Origin of the sequence: Bacillus inaquosorum (assembly GCF_023238325.1) — a bacterium.
Classification (GTDB): Bacteria; Bacillota; Bacilli; order Bacillales; family Bacillaceae; genus Bacillus; species Bacillus inaquosorum.
Map to the genome: position 1 here is coordinate 3085238 of NZ_CP096592.1, position 15259 is coordinate 3100496.

The window sequence follows — 15259 nt, forward strand, 5'->3', positions numbered from 1 at the left end:
TCTCATACCCCCACTTGATTCATCAGTAATGATAGATTGATATGGCCTTTTACCATATGAAGAACCGTTTCTTTCGTAACGTTGGCAAGCTTCGGCGTAACCCCTAAAATCGGCACACCGCATAAGCGCTCAATCATCTCAGGATTGGTTTTTTCATCATCATCAGGAGAATTACTGATCCCATTGATGACAATTCCGGCGATTGGAATACTCATACTTTTCGCATATTGGACAGTTAAAAAGGTATGATTAATTGTTCCGAGATGAGGACGTGCCACAATGATCATGGGAAGCTGCAACGCTTTTATGACATGACTTACTAAAAAATCCTCTCCCAACGGCACAGATATACCGCCCGCACCTTCTACGATGAAGCTTTCATGTTTTTCTCTTATCCGCTCCCAATGGCTCAAGACCTCTTCCATGGTGACAGCCTTTCCCTCCAGCTTTCCTGCAACGTATGGCGCAAGCGGCGCTTTGAAGGCAAAAGGCGTAATGTCTTCATGAGAAAGACTCGTCTGCGACGTCTCTTTCAGCAGACTAGTGTCGCTCTCCGGATGATGACGAGAAATACCGCTTAAAAAAGGTTTAAACACCCCGACATCTCTGTTATGTTCTCGCAATAAAGCGGCAAGACCGCTGGATATAACCGTTTTCCCCACTTCTGTATCTGTTCCTGTCACAAAAAAACCCCTCAAATGATATGCAGCTCCTTTCCAATTGAATGAAATGATGTCAGCAAATGAGCAATATCACTCGCCCTGTGGTCAGCAGTAATGGTTAACCGGATCCGGCTTTCACCTGGCGGTACGGTCGGCGGCCGTATGGCAGGGGCATAAATCCCTTTGTCCTGCAGCTTTTCAGCAAATGTGACCGTTTTACGGGCATCGCCGATGACCACAGGAATAATCGGCGTGTGATCCCCCTTTACCAAATAACCCATGTTCTTCAGACTGGTTCTGATCATGTTGATATAAGAAATTAAAAGCTGACGTTTTTCCCCGCTGGCTTCAATGATGTTGAAAGCCTCGTGAGCCGCCGCACAGCTGGCTGGCGGAATAGCGGTTTGAAAGATAAATGTTCTTGCATGGTTCAGCAAAAAGTCGATGAAGACCGCTGAACCTGCAGCAAAACCTCCTTCTGTGCCAACAGCTTTGCTTAAGGTGCCGATCACAATGTCAGGACAAACACCAAAGTATTCACTCGTTCCTCCTCCTGATTCACCCAAAACACCTGTGGCGTGGGCATCATCAACGATTACGAAAGCATGATAGCGTTTGGCAAGTGAGATGATCTGATCAAGAGGGGCTATCGTGCCATCCATGCTGAATATTCCGTCTGTAACGATAAAACGGCGCTGATAACGCTGTGTTTCATTCAGCTTGTTTTCAAGATCATCCATATCAATATGCTGATAAACAACTGTATCAGCCTTAGACAGACGGCAGCCGTCAATCATACTTGCATGATTCAGTTGATCACTTAAAATGACATCTTCTTTTTCTGGTAATGATGAAAGGACACCGACATTGGCCAAATAACCGCTCGAAAACAGTAAAGCCGCTTCTGTCCGTTTAAAGCCGGCAATCTTTTTTTCAAGCTTTTCATGCCAGACCGAATTGCCTGTCGTTAAACGTGAGCCGCTGCTTCCCGCCCCAAATTGCTGCAGTGCCTCTTGGGCTGCAGAGATCAAGCGGCTGTGGCTAGCGAGTCCTAAATAATTGTTTGAGGACCAGACCGTTTGATTCTTGCCATCAATTTTCCTCTCTCGAATCGGAGCCCCATTCATTGTCCGCAGGTTGCGGTAAACGCCGGCTTCCTTTACCCTGTCTAATCGCTCGTTTAACCAGGCGTCAATCTTCAAGACTGGTAACCTCTTGGATCGCTTGTTTCATAATGGCAACCATTTCCGAGAGCTCTTCAGCTGTGCTGGCGAGAGGAGGCAGAAATGCAATCACGTCCCCCAGCGGCCTTGTCAGCATGCCAAGCTCTCGCATCTTTAAGGAAACTTTGTATCCAACCCGCCAATCAGCAGGGTAAGCCTTTTTGGTTTCCTTTGACTGAACGAGCTCCGCGCCGCACATAAAACCAAGCTGCCGAATATCCCCAACATGAGGAAGCGTGTGCAGGTCTTGAAGAAGGCAATGGAGTTTTGCACTTTTTTGTGCTACTTGTTCCACAATGTTTTCAGATTCAAATAATGCCAGATTTTCAAGCGCAACCGCACAGCCAAGCTGATTTCCTGTATAGGAATGTCCATGGAAAAAGGTTTTTAGGTTTTCATAATCATCATAGAATGCCTTATAGATGTCTTCAGTGGCAAACGTAACGGCAATTGGCAAATAGCCTCCCGTAATGCCTTTACCGGCAGCCATCAGATCAGGCTGGACATTCTCGTGCTCGCACGCAAACATTTTTCCGGTACGGCCAAAGCCTGTAGCGACTTCATCAACAATCATTAAGACATCGTATGTTGTACAAAGCTCGCGCACGCCTGCCAAATATCCTTCCGGCATCACGATCATACCGGACGCTCCTTGAACCATTGATTCAATGGAAAGCGCGGCAATTTCCTCATGATGTTCCTCGAGAAGCTGTTCAAGCTCTCGCAGGCACTCATCACGGCACTCATCAGGATCGCCGCTTTCAGAGCGATACACATAAGGAATCGGAGCTTTGTAACTATCAAACATTAACGGCCCGTATACGTGGTGGAACAGTTCAATTGAACCGACACTGACGGCGCCAATCGTATCACCGTGATACCCATTTTTCATTGCGATAAATTTTTGTTTCCCAGGTCTTCCAATGTTCTTCCAATATTGAAACGCCATTTTCAAGGCTATTTCCATCGCCTCTGCGCCGCTGTCTGAATAAAAGACTCGCGTGAGCTTTGTTGGACTGATGTCGATTAATGTTTCGGCAAGCTGAGTTGCAGGAACGTTGGTCATGCCCAATAATGTGGAGTGCGCAATTTTTCCTAGCTGCTTTTTTATCGCGTCATCTAATTCCTTTTTGCGGTGCCCGTGGACATTAAGCCAAACAGAAGAAAAACCGTCATAGTATTCCTTGCCGTTTATGTCTTTGACTTTGATTCCAGTGCCGCTTTCGATGATTAAGGGGTTTTCATCATAATCTTTCATTTGGGTAAACGGCAGCCAGAGGTGCTTTTTGCTTTTTTCTATCAAATCATAAGTCATGCTCTTCCTCCCACTCTATCAAAATAGGCTGCTTCTCCAGATCATGTATGTACGTGTTTACATCTTTGGAGCCATCAATAAAAAAGATTCGGCAGCCCTCTTCTGTCCCGTATTCTTTCATTGCTGTAATACGCTGATAGCCCATTTTCTTACCCGCAACGTAGCCTGTTATGTAATCAGGGTCATCTGACCAGCATAATTCTGCAACGGCTGCCGGGTGCTGACTGACCTTTGAAGCGAGTGCAAGGGCCTCTTTTATTCTTGAATGTGCCGGCACGTGACAGTGAAGCGCCCATTTTTCAAAATTGGCGTCCGGCCAATCCATTCTGGAGGCACGCACCCCTTTTTCTTTTGTTTGATCGAACCGCTTGCCGGTGTGAATATCAAACACCACAGCTCCCCTGACACCCGACCATTCAGGGATTTGTTCATATACTTTTTCAATCACTTTTCGCGGAACGCCTTCTCTTTCCAATAACAATCGAGCAAGCTTTTGTCCCTCTTCCGGGCAGCTCACTTCATTCGTATGCACAGGCAATGGCTGAATGGTTTTTAACGGTTCATGTACCTCTTCAAATTGAATTTGCATAAAATCAGGTTTTCCTCTTGAATGGGATAACCCTTTTTCTAATAAGGCATTGATTGTACGTTTCATCTCATGGAAAGGAATAAGCCGTTCTCCGCCGGATATATGCTTTCCGCCGTCTTCATGAGATCCATTCATAGAAGCCCTCATTCTGACACTATAAAATGTTTCTTCTTGCATCGTTTCTCGCCCTTTCACTGATAACTGAAGAACGTGTATTACATCCTATTCTAATTGTTAACCAATTATAATTAAAGGTTAACAATTAGAATATTATTATTCACATATGATTCTGTCAATATAAGAAATCTCCATTTTGTTTTTGGGCTGCTTCTTGAAACGAGCAAAAAGACCGTTTTACAGTAAAACGGTCCTGGCCCTTAGATGTCTATCCCTCTGCGTTTTTTACGATTTCGATACTTGATGAACAAGCCGATCCCATTTACCATCATCAGCCCAAAAATCGTATTGCCTAACGGTGCCCAGCCATTCTCACCTGTGAAAAATAAAGACAGGGCCACCTTCCCAGCAAGTGTCACATTCAATAGGATTACACCTAATACAAGTGAGCGCTTCCAAAAAGCAGCCAAAATAAAACCGATCAAAACAATCATGAAAACAATTGTTAAAACAGCCGAGATCGGACTGCTTAAAAGCATTTGCTCAAATTCCAGCACTTTTTGCATTTGCAGATAAATCTTCTTAGGTTCCGGAAACCAGACCATACTGCTCATCATCAATACAAAAGTGATGATGATCCCTTTCCAGCTGCGCTTATACGCAGCATAAACCAATACTAGTAAAAAGAGAGGGCGAATATACCAGCTTAATGGATTGAGATGCCGCCGGAAAGCCCAATCCAATATGTCTTGTACTTCCATTGGTTCCACCTCCCTCGCTCAAATCTGCGCCTTTCTGCCAATTTTCCCGTGGCAGTCACAGCCACTTTTGCAAAAACCGGACAGCTTCATGCCTCATGACTGCTGTTTCGAAATGCCCCGAAGCGGAACGGACCACCCGATAGCACTCAGAAGCTCCCTGTCCAGCATACACAGCTGTCAATTCTTTTTCGATTTTGTTCACACCCTCAGCCGGCGTTAACCGGTCGTGTTCACCAACAAGGCTAAGATGCGGACGCGGCGCGATCATGCTTTGGATCTCCGATGCGGAAAAATGCTTTGCAAGCGACGGGACGTAATAATAAAAGCCGTGCCGATCAAGATTCCGTGTTTTCATCAGCACGTGATGATCTACCTGGCTGCACAAATCCACGCACACCTTAATCCGGTCATCGAGCGCCGCTGTCCACCACGCCATCAACCCTCCCATAGACATGCCGATGGTTCCGATTCTGTCAGGCTGGACATCAGGCCGAGACTGCATATAATCTAACGCTCTTACACTGTCATAAATCATCATGCCCCACATCACTCTTCCGGTAAGAAGCATTTCTTTAAAAATCTCGCTTTCCGCTTTTCCCCGCCGATCTCCAAATCCCCAATGATCTATCGCAAGTACACTGTACCCGAGAGACGTGAGCTCACGGGAAAAAGAAGGCGCTCTCAAATAATCCGCTCCTTCAATCAGTTCACTTTTCCCCCTGTCATACTGGCCGCCATGTGAATGCTGAAACAATACGGCTGGACACGGTCCTTCTGCGGACTTCGGTTTCACAAAATAAGCAGGCACCTTTTCATGTCCGTTTAGATCGAGCAGGAGCGTTTCAATGATGTTTCCTTCTCTTTCTTCAATACGCAATATCTCCGTACTGATTTCCCTCCGTTCAGGCAAATCTCCAAGCAATTGAAACAGCTGCTTTCTTCTTTCCGCTCTCATTCCATCACCCTTCCTTATTCGCTTACTTCACATTTACGAGATGGATCTGGTTTCCCCTTTATTTTTCCAATGCAAATCGCATCATTTACTAAATATTTAGTAAATGTAACGAAATATTCTGAAAGTAATTATTGTAACCGCTTACTTTCATATGATAGTATCAATTTATCAAAAACAGATGAGTTAATATTTTACTAAATAGATGAGAGGGATACCTATGGTTAGGATTAAAGATATCGCCTTGAAAGCTAATGTTTCAAGTGCGACTGTGTCCAGAATTTTAAATGAAGATGAGTCGCTTTCTGTTGCAGGCGAAACGAGACAAAGAGTCATCAACATCGCTGAAGAGCTTGGCTATCAAACGGTTGCCAAACGCCGGAAAGCCCGCGGGCAAAAACAGCGGGCCCAGCCGCTGATCGGGGTGCTGAGCTGCCTGTCTCCCGATCAGGAACGGCAGGACCCTTATTTTTCTTCGATTCGCAAAGGCATTGAAAAAGAATGCTTTGAACAAGAAATTTTCATTACGAATTCGATTCATCTCGGTTCCTTTCAAGAGCATATTTTTCGGGAACTGGATGGTGTTATTGTCATCGGCCGTGTTCATGATGAAGCGGTTAAGCATATCAGCGGAAGGCTGGAGCATGCAGTATTTATCAATCATTCTCCCGATCCTCAAGCATACGATTCGATTGGCATCGATTTTGAATCCGCTTCACGCCAGGCGATTGATCACCTTTTCGATCTAGGCTACAAACGGTTAGGCTACATTGGCGGACAAGAAAAAGAGCATACGCTGAAGGACGGCCAAAGCATTCGCAGAACTATTGAAGACAAACGGCTGACCGCCTTTTTGGAGTCCGCCGCCCCCCAGCCTGAGCATGTGCTGGTCGGTGAATACAGCATGCGTGAGGGCTATCGCCTGATGAAGAAAGCAATTGATCAAGGCAATCTGCCGGAAGCATTCTTTATCGCCAGCGATTCCATGGCGATCGGCGCATTAAAAGCGCTCCAGGAAGCCGGACTCCAAGTGCCGCAGGATACGGCGATCGTCAGCTTTAACGGCATTGAAGAAGCTGAATTTGCCAGCACGCCTTTAACGACGGTGAAGGTGTACACAGAGGAAATGGGCCGTACAGGCGTAAAACTGCTGCTTGACCGCCTCAATGGCCGAACGCTTCCCCACCGCGTCACCCTGCCCACAACATTAATCGTGAGACAAAGCTGCGGATATACAGCTAAGGAGGTGACATAAGAAAAGATTCATCACGATGATAAGGAGGAAAAGATGAAACACACTTTTGTTTTATTTCTCTCTCTTATTCTGCTTATTCTGCCCGGCTGCTCAGCAGAAAAAAGCTCAGCAGATACCGCAAAAAAGACGTTAACCATTTATTCTACAATGTCAACGGACAGTGAAAGAGCTACGTTCAGAAAACTAGCGGCAGCGTTTGAAAAGGAACACAGTGACATTCGTGTCAGCCTTCATTTCCCAGGCAATGACTATGAAAATATGATGCGTGTCAGAATGGCAGCCAATGATTTGCCTGATCTTTTCGATACACATGGCTGGGGGAAAATCAGATACGGAGAATATACAGCAGATCTCCGGGATATGGAATGGACTCAAGATCTCGATCCTAATTTAAACAGCATCCTCAAAAATAAAAGCGGAAAGGTGTATGCCTATCCGATCAATCAGGCAAAAGACGGTTTGGCGTATAATCGTAATATTTTAGACCGTTACGGCATTGATCCGCCGGAAACGATGGATGACTTTATGAAAGCGCTGAGAACGATTAAAGAAAAGAGCAAGGGAAAGATTGTTCCCTTCTGGTTTGCCGGATATGACAAAAGCTCATTCGCCCAATATTACGACCAATTCGCTACACCTCTTCTCATCACAGATCCTGCCCATAATGAAAAAAAACAGCTCATCAACGGTACCTTTCATTGGAGCAAATTCACTTATTTATCAGACATCCTTAAACAAATGCAGAAAGAAAAACTAATCAATATTGACGCCGTAACCGCAAAAAAATCACAGCTGATTGAATTAATGGCCCAAAACAAAATCGCCTTTACAATGCAAGGCGGCACACTCGGCCAGGACGTTGCCCAGATCAACCCGAACGTCAAGGTCGGCATTATCCCGACACCTGCCATACATGCCGGAGATGACCCAATATGGATCGGCGGCGAACGCTACACGCTTGCGGCATGGAAAGACTCGCCCCGCTTAAAAGAAGCAAAAGAATTTATCGCATTTATGGCCCGTTCCGCCAATGCCAAACAAATGGCTGAAGCCACATCACTTCCTTCAGGGCTGACCAATGTGAAAGCTGATATTTTCTACGCAAATGACTATGAGCATTATCAAGATGTCAAAGTCGAACCTTACTTCGACCGTTTATACCTGCCAAACGGAATGTGGGACGTCCTGGGCACGGTCGGGCAGGAGCTTGCGGCTGACATTTTGACACCTCAAGAGATTTCGAAGAAGCTGGAAAGAGAATATAAACGACTCCGGGAGCAATCGGAAACACAGGGAGCTGAAAACAATGAGTGAGATCGCAAGGGATGTTCATGTGGAACAGGTTAAGCCGAAAAAGCAGTCCTCACTTTGGTGGATGTATATTCCTGCTTTGCTCTCCGTTCTGGTCTTTATGATTTATCCGTTTGTGAAAGGTGCATTGATCACCTTTACAAACTGGAACGGCTTTTCACAAGTCTACCAATGGGTGGGGTTCGCGCAATATGAAAGGCTGTTTTCTGATCCTGATACTTGGCACATCTTAAAAAACACGCTGCTTTACGGGCTCGGCAGCACCTTTTTTCAAAACGTGGTTGGACTCTTGTACGCCCTGCTCTTAAATCAAAGCATTAAAATGAAAGCGATAACAAGAACAATTGTGTATTTGCCGGTGATGATCAGCCCGCTCATTATGGGTTACATTTGGTACTTTTTCTTCTCCTATGACGGAGGCGCGCTCAACGATTTGCTCAGTGTATTCGGCATCAGCCCGATCAATGCGCTAGCTAGTCCATCGCTCAATCCGTGGATCATTGTCATGATTAACACCTATCAATATGTCGGGATCGCTATGGTAGTCTACTTAGCAGGCCTGCAAAGCATTCCGAAAGACTACTACGAAGCGGCGCAAATGGATGGCGCGAAACAAGGCCAGCAGTTTTTCACGATCACGCTGCCGCTGCTAATGCCCTCGATCACGATTAATATGGTCATCAATATTATCGGAGGCTTAAAGCTGTTTGACGTCATTATCGCGCTCACCGCAGGCGGCCCCGGAAATGCGTCGCAATCCATGTCCACGTTTATGTATGATTTGTACTTCAAACGGCAGGATGCCGGCTATGCCGCAACGCAAGGCATATTTATGGCATTTGTCATTTTGATCATTAGCTTTTGCGCGCTTGCGTACTTTAAAAGAAAGGAGACGGAAATGTCATGAAAGCCGCCCGTTCAAAAAACCTGCGGATCATTACGATTCTTGCCGCCATTGTGGCCTTTGCGCATTTTATTCCTTTTTACATCCTGTTGACCACTTCAATAAAAGCAAAAGGAGACTACAGTTCAAAATGGCTGTTTCCAGCTGACATCTCCTTTCACAATTTTTCAGAGGCATGGGAGCGCGCTTCGCTTGGAAACTCTTTTATGAACACCATTATCATCACAGGTTTTTCTGCCTTGTTATTGATCGTATTCGGCTCACTTGCCGCCTACCCTCTTGCCCGGCGGGAAACGAAGCTGAATAAAGCCGTTTTCGCCTTGCTGATATCCATTATGATCATCCCTCCGTTAACGTCCATGGTGCCTTTGTACAGAATGGTCGTGGACGCCGGAATGGTCAATACACACGCCATCGCCATTTTGATCAATACAGCGGCTTATATGCCGTTAACCGTATTCTTGTATTCAGGCTTTATCCGTTCGACCGTTCCAAAAGAGCTTGAAGAAGCCGCAAGAATTGACGGCGCAGGCATGCTGAAAATCTTTTTTACGATCGTGTTTCCTCTGCTGAAGCCGATCACTGCGACCATCTGTATTATTTCCTGTGTCTTCATATGGAACGACTATCAATTTGCGATTTTCTTTTTACAAGATCAAAAGGTTCAAACATTAACAGTGGCCATGGCAGGTTTTTTCGGAGAAAACGCCAACAATCTGCATTTAGTTGCCGCAGCCGCGCTCATGGCGATGCTGCCGATGGTTATTCTGTTTTTGGCGCTGCAAAAATACTTTATTGCCGGCCTGTCATCTGGAGCGGTAAAGGGATAACATTAAAGGAGGAAGCCATATGAAAAAGATTACATTTATCGGTGCAGGGAGCACCATTTTCGCCAAAAATGTTTTGGGAGACTGCTTGTTAACAGAAGCGCTGAATGGCTTTGAATTCGCACTTTTTGACATTGATCCAAAACGCTTGCAGGAATCCCAGCTCATGCTCGAAAATCTGAGAGACCGCTATAACCCGAGCGTGGCCATCAACAGCTACGATGACAGAAAACTCGCCTTGCAGAACGCAAGCTATGTCATCAATGCGATCCAGGTTGGAGGATATAAACCGAGCACAGTCATAGATTTCGAGATTCCTAAACGGTACGGGCTGCGTCAGACGATTGCCGACACAGTCGGCATCGGCGGAATCTTCAGGTCACTCAGAACCATCCCGGTCTTATTTGATATCGCAAAAGATATGGAAGACATGTGCCCGGATGCGTGGTTTTTAAACTATACAAATCCAATGGCCTCCCTTACAGGCGCCATGCTCCGCTATACGAATATCAAAACAATCGGGCTCTGCCACAGTGTTCAAGTGTGCACGAAGGATTTATTCAAATCTCTCGGAATGGAGCATGACGGAATCGAGGAACGCATCGCGGGCATCAATCATATGGCTTGGCTTTTGGAAGTCAAAAAAGACGGCGCTGATCTCTATCCGGAAATCAAAAGGAGAGCGAAAGAAAAACAAAAAACAAAGCATCATGATATGGTGCGGTTTGAATTGATGGATAAGTTCGGCTATTATGTTACCGAATCGTCCGAACACAACGCAGAATACCATCCATACTTTATTAAACGGAACTATCCCGAGCTGATCAGCGAGCTGCAAATCCCGCTCGACGAATATCCGAGAAGATGCGTCAAACAGATTCAAGATTGGGAGAAAATGCGGGATGATATCGTCAACAATAAAAACCTTACGCACAAGCGCTCAAAGGAATATGGTTCAAGAATTATAGAAGCAATGGAAACGAACGAGCCGTTCACCTTCGGAGGAAATGTCTTGAATACAGGATTGATCACCAATCTGCCTTCAAAAGCGGTTGTGGAAGTGACATGCGTCGCCGACAGAAAAAAAATTACCCCGTGCTTCGCCGGAGAACTGCCTGAGCAGCTTGCAGCCTTAAACCGAACGAATATTAATACACAGCTGATGACAATTGAAGCCGCTGTCACACGGAAAAAAGAAGCGGTTTACCAAGCGGCAATGCTTGATCCGCATACAAGCGCGGAGCTTTCCATGACTGACATCATTTCCATGTGTGACGATTTATTTGCAGCACACGGCGATTGGCTTCCGGAATACAAATAAAAAACTAGGGGACCGCTCTCCCCTAGTTTTTTGGTTTTGTTTCGCCTTCCCAGGCCATCATGCCGCCTTCAACATTGACTGTTTTAAAGCCTTGCTCATCCAAGTACCTGCAGACATTCATGCTGCGCATTCCTGAGCGGCAGATAAATACGTACTCTTTGTCTTTATCAAGGGTGTCCATTTTTTCAGGAATATCCCCCATCCGAATATGAACGGCTTGCGGGATCATGCCTTCCGCCACTTCTTCATCTTCTCTTACATCAATTAAATATAGTTCTTCGTCCGCCTCAATTTTTTCTTTCAAAGCGGCTGTGCTGATTTCTTTTATCTCCAAAGAAAACACTCCTATTCACAATGATCATGTTCAGTATATCAAAGTCAGCTGGGCGATTGCTATTTAGAGACTGATGAAAAAAAATCCCCTTTGACAAAGGGGATTTTTTCTGGCTTAGTTTGCCACAATATTGACAAGCTTGCCAGGCACCGCGATGATTTTTCGAATCGTTTTGCCTTCAAGCTGCTCTTTGACCTTTTCATCTGCTTGAGCAAGCTGTTCCAGCTGTTCTTTCGTCGCATCGGCAGGAACCTGTAATTTTGCTTTTACTTTTCCGTTCAGCTGAACAACGATTTCAACTTCATCATCCACAAGTTTCGTTTCATCATATACAGGCCAAGCTTCATATGCAATCGTGCCGGAATGGCCAAGTTTCTCCCAAAGTTCTTCCGCTAAATGAGGCGCGACAGGAGAAAGAAGCTTCACGAAGCCTTCCATATATTCTTTTGGCAGCTCTGTTGCTTTATAAGCTTCATTAATAAAGACCATCAGCTGGGAAATACCCGTGTTGAAACGAAGGCCTTCGTAATGGTCTGTGACTTTCATGACCGTTTCATGATACACGCGCTCCAATGTTTCACCAGCGCCTTCAACGATTTTGCCATTAAGCTCACCGCTGTCTTCAACAAACAGGCGCCATACGCGATCAAGGAAGCGGCGAGCGCCGTCTAATCCTGATTCAGACCAGGCGATTGAAGCATCAAGCGGTCCCATGAACATTTCGTACAATCTCAGTGTATCAGCACCGTGAGAGGCAACGATTTCGTCAGGGTTAACGACATTCCCTTTAGATTTACTCATTTTTTCGTTGTTTTCGCCGAGAATCATTCCTTGATTGTACAGCTTTTGGAACGGTTCTTTCGTCGGCACTACGCCGATATCATAAAGGAACTTATGCCAGAAGCGGGCATACAGAAGGTGAAGCACGGCATGTTCTGCGCCGCCGATATACATATCAACAGGAAGCCATTTTTCCAATTTCTCTGGTGATGCCAGCTGATCCGGATTCCGCGGATCAATATAGCGCAAGAAATACCAGCAGCTTCCCGCCCATTGCGGCATTGTATTCGTTTCTCTTCTTCCTTTTTTCCCTGTCTCAGGGTCTGTGACTTCCACCCAATCTTTAATGTTCGCAAGCGGTGATTCGCCTGTTCCGCTCGGTTTGATTTCATCCGTTTTCGGCAAAATCAACGGCAGCTCTTCTTCCGGCACAGCCGTAGATGTTCCGTCTTCCCAATGAATAACCGGAATCGGCTCGCCCCAATAACGCTGGCGGCTGAAGAGCCAGTCACGCAGACGGTACGTCACTTTCTTCTCACCGTTTTTCGTTTCTTCCAGCCAAGCAATCACTTTCTCAATCGCTTCCTGCTTGTTAAGGCCGTTCAGAAAATCAGAGTTCACATGTTCGCCGTCGCCAGTGTACACTGCTTCCTCAACGTTTCCGCCTTTCACAACTTCCTTCACCGGAAGGCCGAATGTTTTGGCGAATTCAAAATCGCGCTCATCGTGGCCAGGAACAGCCATGACAGCACCTGTTCCGTATGATGCAAGAACGTAATCAGCAATCCAGATCGGCAATTTTTCTCCGTTTACAGGATTGATCGCATAAGCTCCTGTGAAAACGCCTGTCTTTGTTTTCGCAAGATCTGTACGCTCAAGGTCACTCTTTGATTGAATTTCTTTGATATATGCTTCAACAGCTTCTTTTTGCTCTGCCGTTGTGATGTTTTCCACCAATGCGTGTTCCGGAGCAAGCACAGTGTATGTAGCGCCAAACAGCGTATCTGGTCTTGTCGTAAACACCGTAAAGGATTCATCATGTCCATCTATAGCAAAATGAACGTGCGCGCCTTCAGAACGGCCGATCCAGTTGCGCTGCATATCTTTAATGCTTTCCGGCCAGTCAAGCTCTTCCAAGTCTTCAAGAAGCCTGTCCGCATATGCTGTAATTTTCAGCATCCACTGCTTCATCGGGCGTCTCTCGACCGGATGGCCGCCGCGTTCGCTCTTGCCGTCAATAACTTCTTCATTGGCAAGAACCGTTCCAAGCGCAGGGCACCAGTTTACAGGCACTTCGTCTACGTAAGCAAGGCCTTTTTCGTAAAGCTTTAAGAAAATCCATTGCGTCCATTTATAGTATTCAGGGTCAGTCGTATTGATTTCACGATCCCAGTCATACGAGAAGCCAAGCGACTGAATTTGGCGGCGGAAATTATCGATATTCTGCTTCGTAAACACAGCGGGATCGTTCCCTGTGTCCAGCGCGTATTGTTCAGCCGGCAGGCCGAATGCGTCCCAGCCCATTGGATGAAGGACATCATAGCCCTGCATGCGCTTCATGCGGGACAGAATATCCGTAGCTGTATATCCTTCAGGATGACCGACGTGCAATCCCGCTCCTGACGGATAAGGGAACATGTCGAGCGCGTAAAATTTTTGTTTTTCATTATTATCAAGAGTGGCAAATGTTTTGTTTTCAAGCCAATATGTTTGCCATTTCTTTTCTATCTCTTTGTGCTGAAAACTCAAAGTAAAAACCTCCTTCTGATTGAATACGGCGTTTATGGTTCAAGTATTGACGGGAAGGAGAGGATTATATTCAGAATATTCCCAAACTAAAAAAAACTCCCTCATCCCTAAAAGGGACGAGAGACTTTCGTTTTCCCGCGGTACCACCCTCGTTAGCGCGGCATTCGCCGCACTCACTTGATACTTTTAACGCAGTTATGCGTCAGCGGCTTTTCACCGCTGCAACTCTGAGGTGAGTTCGGAAACAAACTTGATTGACTTTCACCAGCCGTCAACTCTCTGTTACAATATCTGCTTCTTACTGCTCCTCTTCATTGTTCTTATCGCAACCGTAATCTTAACTGTATTTTATAGAATTCTGTTCATAAGTGCAAGCAGGTTTGTATACAATGGGAATGTACCCTGAACGGGCGAGGATTGAGGACAATTATTCGGGTGGAGTTTTGGTTTGACGTTTGGACTCGGCCGGTTCGCCGCCGCTGTTCAGTTCTCTAACAAAGTCAAAACTTCTGAGAACAGCTTCACCGCCGTAGCCTGAGATAATGGATAAGATGACAAGTTGAATTCCTGAATCGGGGTCAGCGGATAATACAAGTAAAATGGAAGCCGTCATTCCGATAAACCAATCTTCCAAAAATCCAAGGTAGATAAACCGCTTCGTCATTCTGGGCTTCTCCAGCCTGCCTCTCTTTTTCACATGACCGAGAATCCCCATGATACCTCCAATTACACAAGCAATGAGTACCTGATGCAGCATCTTCATCATCACCTTCCTAAAGCCCTTATTTCGTAAAGCGACTTCAGGCCATCCAGCCCCCTTAAACGATTCCGATGATTTTCGATATCTACATACTGGCAAATCTGAAAAAGCTTGTTTCTTCCATTATATGTGAACACATGATCGGTAAGCTTGATGCATTGGATTCATTTTTCACCCAGTGACATTGACCTAGTCACTTATTAAGCTTATACAATATTCTTCCGTTCATATGTTCAATCTCTGTTCTTATTTTTAGTGTATACGAGGACAAGCCCTAATGACAAACAACAAACTGCGCTTGCTTGAATCAGAACATGTGTTGTGCTACGGTTACTGTAGAATTCATTACAAAAAGGGGAGTACCAGGCTTTCGCACAGTTAGCTGACAGCCTAAGGGGG

Annotated in this window: 14 protein-coding genes and 1 other annotated feature; of the genes, 5 read left to right on the forward strand and 9 right to left on the reverse strand. The window is 45.7% G+C overall.

Annotated elements, in window-relative coordinates; translation table 11 throughout:
* Positions 1–2: 2 nt before the first annotated feature.
* The 6 genes from bioD to M1M80_RS15640 all read right to left on the reverse strand — a co-directional run bounded on the left by bioD (position 3) and on the right by M1M80_RS15640 (position 5622).
* On the reverse strand, positions 3–698 hold the full coding sequence (bioD, locus tag M1M80_RS15615; RefSeq protein WP_060399310.1) for a dethiobiotin synthase: 696 nt from the start codon (positions 696–698) through the stop codon (positions 3–5).
* Positions 695–1864, reverse strand: a complete 1170-nt coding sequence (bioF, locus tag M1M80_RS15620; RefSeq protein WP_060399311.1) for an 8-amino-7-oxononanoate synthase — start codon at positions 1862–1864, stop codon at positions 695–697. The genes bioD and bioF overlap by 4 nt, the downstream gene beginning before the upstream one ends.
* On the reverse strand, positions 1854–3200 hold the full coding sequence (gene bioA / locus M1M80_RS15625; RefSeq protein ID WP_060399312.1) for an adenosylmethionine--8-amino-7-oxononanoate transaminase: 1347 nt from the start codon (positions 3198–3200) through the stop codon (positions 1854–1856). The genes bioF and bioA overlap by 11 nt, the downstream gene beginning before the upstream one ends.
* On the reverse strand, positions 3190–3966 hold the full coding sequence (gene bioW, locus M1M80_RS15630; RefSeq protein WP_060399313.1) for a 6-carboxyhexanoate--CoA ligase: 777 nt from the start codon (positions 3964–3966) through the stop codon (positions 3190–3192). The genes bioA and bioW overlap by 11 nt, the downstream gene beginning before the upstream one ends.
* Positions 3967–4166: 200 nt before the next feature.
* The gene (locus M1M80_RS15635) at positions 4167–4667 is read right to left on the reverse strand and encodes a hypothetical protein (protein ID WP_060399314.1); all 501 of its coding nucleotides are present in this window, start codon (positions 4665–4667) and stop codon (positions 4167–4169) included.
* A 55-nt stretch (positions 4668–4722) separates the two neighbouring features.
* Positions 4723–5622, reverse strand: coding sequence for a dienelactone hydrolase family protein (locus tag M1M80_RS15640; RefSeq protein WP_060399315.1), 900 nt, complete (start codon positions 5620–5622; stop codon positions 4723–4725).
* A 217-nt stretch (positions 5623–5839) separates the two neighbouring features.
* Here M1M80_RS15640 and M1M80_RS15645 point away from each other — a divergent pair, with 217 nt between their 5' ends.
* The 5 genes from M1M80_RS15645 to melA are packed head-to-tail and all read left to right on the forward strand — an operon-like array spanning position 5840 to position 11237.
* Entirely contained in the window at positions 5840–6874 is a 1035-nt protein-coding gene (locus tag M1M80_RS15645) for a LacI family DNA-binding transcriptional regulator (RefSeq protein WP_060399316.1), read from the forward strand.
* Between the two features lie 33 nt (positions 6875–6907).
* Positions 6908–8188: an ABC transporter substrate-binding protein gene (locus M1M80_RS15650; protein WP_060399317.1), complete on the forward strand. Its 1281-nt coding sequence runs from the start codon at positions 6908–6910 to the stop codon at positions 8186–8188.
* Positions 8181–9092 (forward strand): carbohydrate ABC transporter permease, encoded by a 912-nt coding sequence (locus tag M1M80_RS15655; RefSeq protein WP_060399318.1) that lies wholly within the window; start codon positions 8181–8183, stop codon positions 9090–9092. Before M1M80_RS15650 ends, M1M80_RS15655 begins: the two co-directional genes overlap by 8 nt.
* Positions 9089–9919: a carbohydrate ABC transporter permease gene (locus M1M80_RS15660; RefSeq protein WP_060399319.1), complete on the forward strand. Its 831-nt coding sequence runs from the start codon at positions 9089–9091 to the stop codon at positions 9917–9919. Before M1M80_RS15655 ends, M1M80_RS15660 begins: the two co-directional genes overlap by 4 nt.
* 19 nt (positions 9920–9938) lie before the next feature.
* Complete coding sequence (melA, locus tag M1M80_RS15665) at positions 9939–11237, forward strand: alpha-galactosidase MelA (protein WP_003237996.1); 1299 nt, start codon at positions 9939–9941, stop codon at positions 11235–11237.
* Positions 11238–11259: 22 nt separating this feature from the next.
* Here the strand turns inward: melA and M1M80_RS15670 are convergent, their stop codons facing one another.
* From M1M80_RS15670 to M1M80_RS15680, 3 genes are all read right to left on the reverse strand, one after another.
* Complete coding sequence (locus M1M80_RS15670; RefSeq protein WP_003237998.1) at positions 11260–11571, reverse strand: rhodanese-like domain-containing protein; 312 nt, start codon at positions 11569–11571, stop codon at positions 11260–11262.
* 114 nt (positions 11572–11685) lie between these two features.
* Positions 11686–14100 carry a leucine--tRNA ligase gene (gene leuS, locus M1M80_RS15675; protein WP_019259235.1) on the reverse strand — a complete coding sequence of 805 codons (2415 nt, stop codon included), beginning with the start codon at positions 14098–14100 and terminating at the stop codon, positions 11686–11688.
* Positions 14101–14209: 109 nt separating this feature from the next.
* Positions 14210–14424, reverse strand: a binding site (T-box leader).
* A gap of 103 nt (positions 14425–14527) precedes the next feature.
* Positions 14528–14863: a DUF4257 domain-containing protein gene (locus tag M1M80_RS15680; protein ID WP_003246114.1), complete on the reverse strand. Its 336-nt coding sequence runs from the start codon at positions 14861–14863 to the stop codon at positions 14528–14530.
* Positions 14864–15259 lie beyond the last annotated feature (396 nt).

Bases quoted from the DNA above. Each gene is read 5' to 3' on its own strand.
- bioW (WP_060399313.1), bottom strand. From the start codon at position 3,966: ATGCAAGAAGAAACATTTTATAGTGTCAGAATGAGGGCTTCTATGAAT.
- M1M80_RS15680 (WP_003246114.1), bottom strand. From the start codon at position 14,863: ATGAAGATGCTGCATCAGGTACTCATTGCTTGTGTAATTGGAGGTATC.
- M1M80_RS15635 (WP_060399314.1), bottom strand. From the start codon at position 4,667: ATGGAAGTACAAGACATATTGGATTGGGCTTTCCGGCGGCATCTCAAT.
- bioA (WP_060399312.1), bottom strand. From the start codon at position 3,200: ATGACTTATGATTTGATAGAAAAAAGCAAAAAGCACCTCTGGCTGCCG.
- M1M80_RS15660 (WP_060399319.1), top strand. From the start codon at position 9,089: ATGAAAGCCGCCCGTTCAAAAAACCTGCGGATCATTACGATTCTTGCC.
- M1M80_RS15650 (WP_060399317.1), top strand. From the start codon at position 6,908: ATGAAACACACTTTTGTTTTATTTCTCTCTCTTATTCTGCTTATTCTG.
- M1M80_RS15655 (WP_060399318.1), top strand. From the start codon at position 8,181: ATGAGTGAGATCGCAAGGGATGTTCATGTGGAACAGGTTAAGCCGAAA.
- melA (WP_003237996.1), top strand. From the start codon at position 9,939: ATGAAAAAGATTACATTTATCGGTGCAGGGAGCACCATTTTCGCCAAA.
- M1M80_RS15640 (WP_060399315.1), bottom strand. From the start codon at position 5,622: ATGAGAGCGGAAAGAAGAAAGCAGCTGTTTCAATTGCTTGGAGATTTG.
- M1M80_RS15645 (WP_060399316.1), top strand. From the start codon at position 5,840: ATGGTTAGGATTAAAGATATCGCCTTGAAAGCTAATGTTTCAAGTGCG.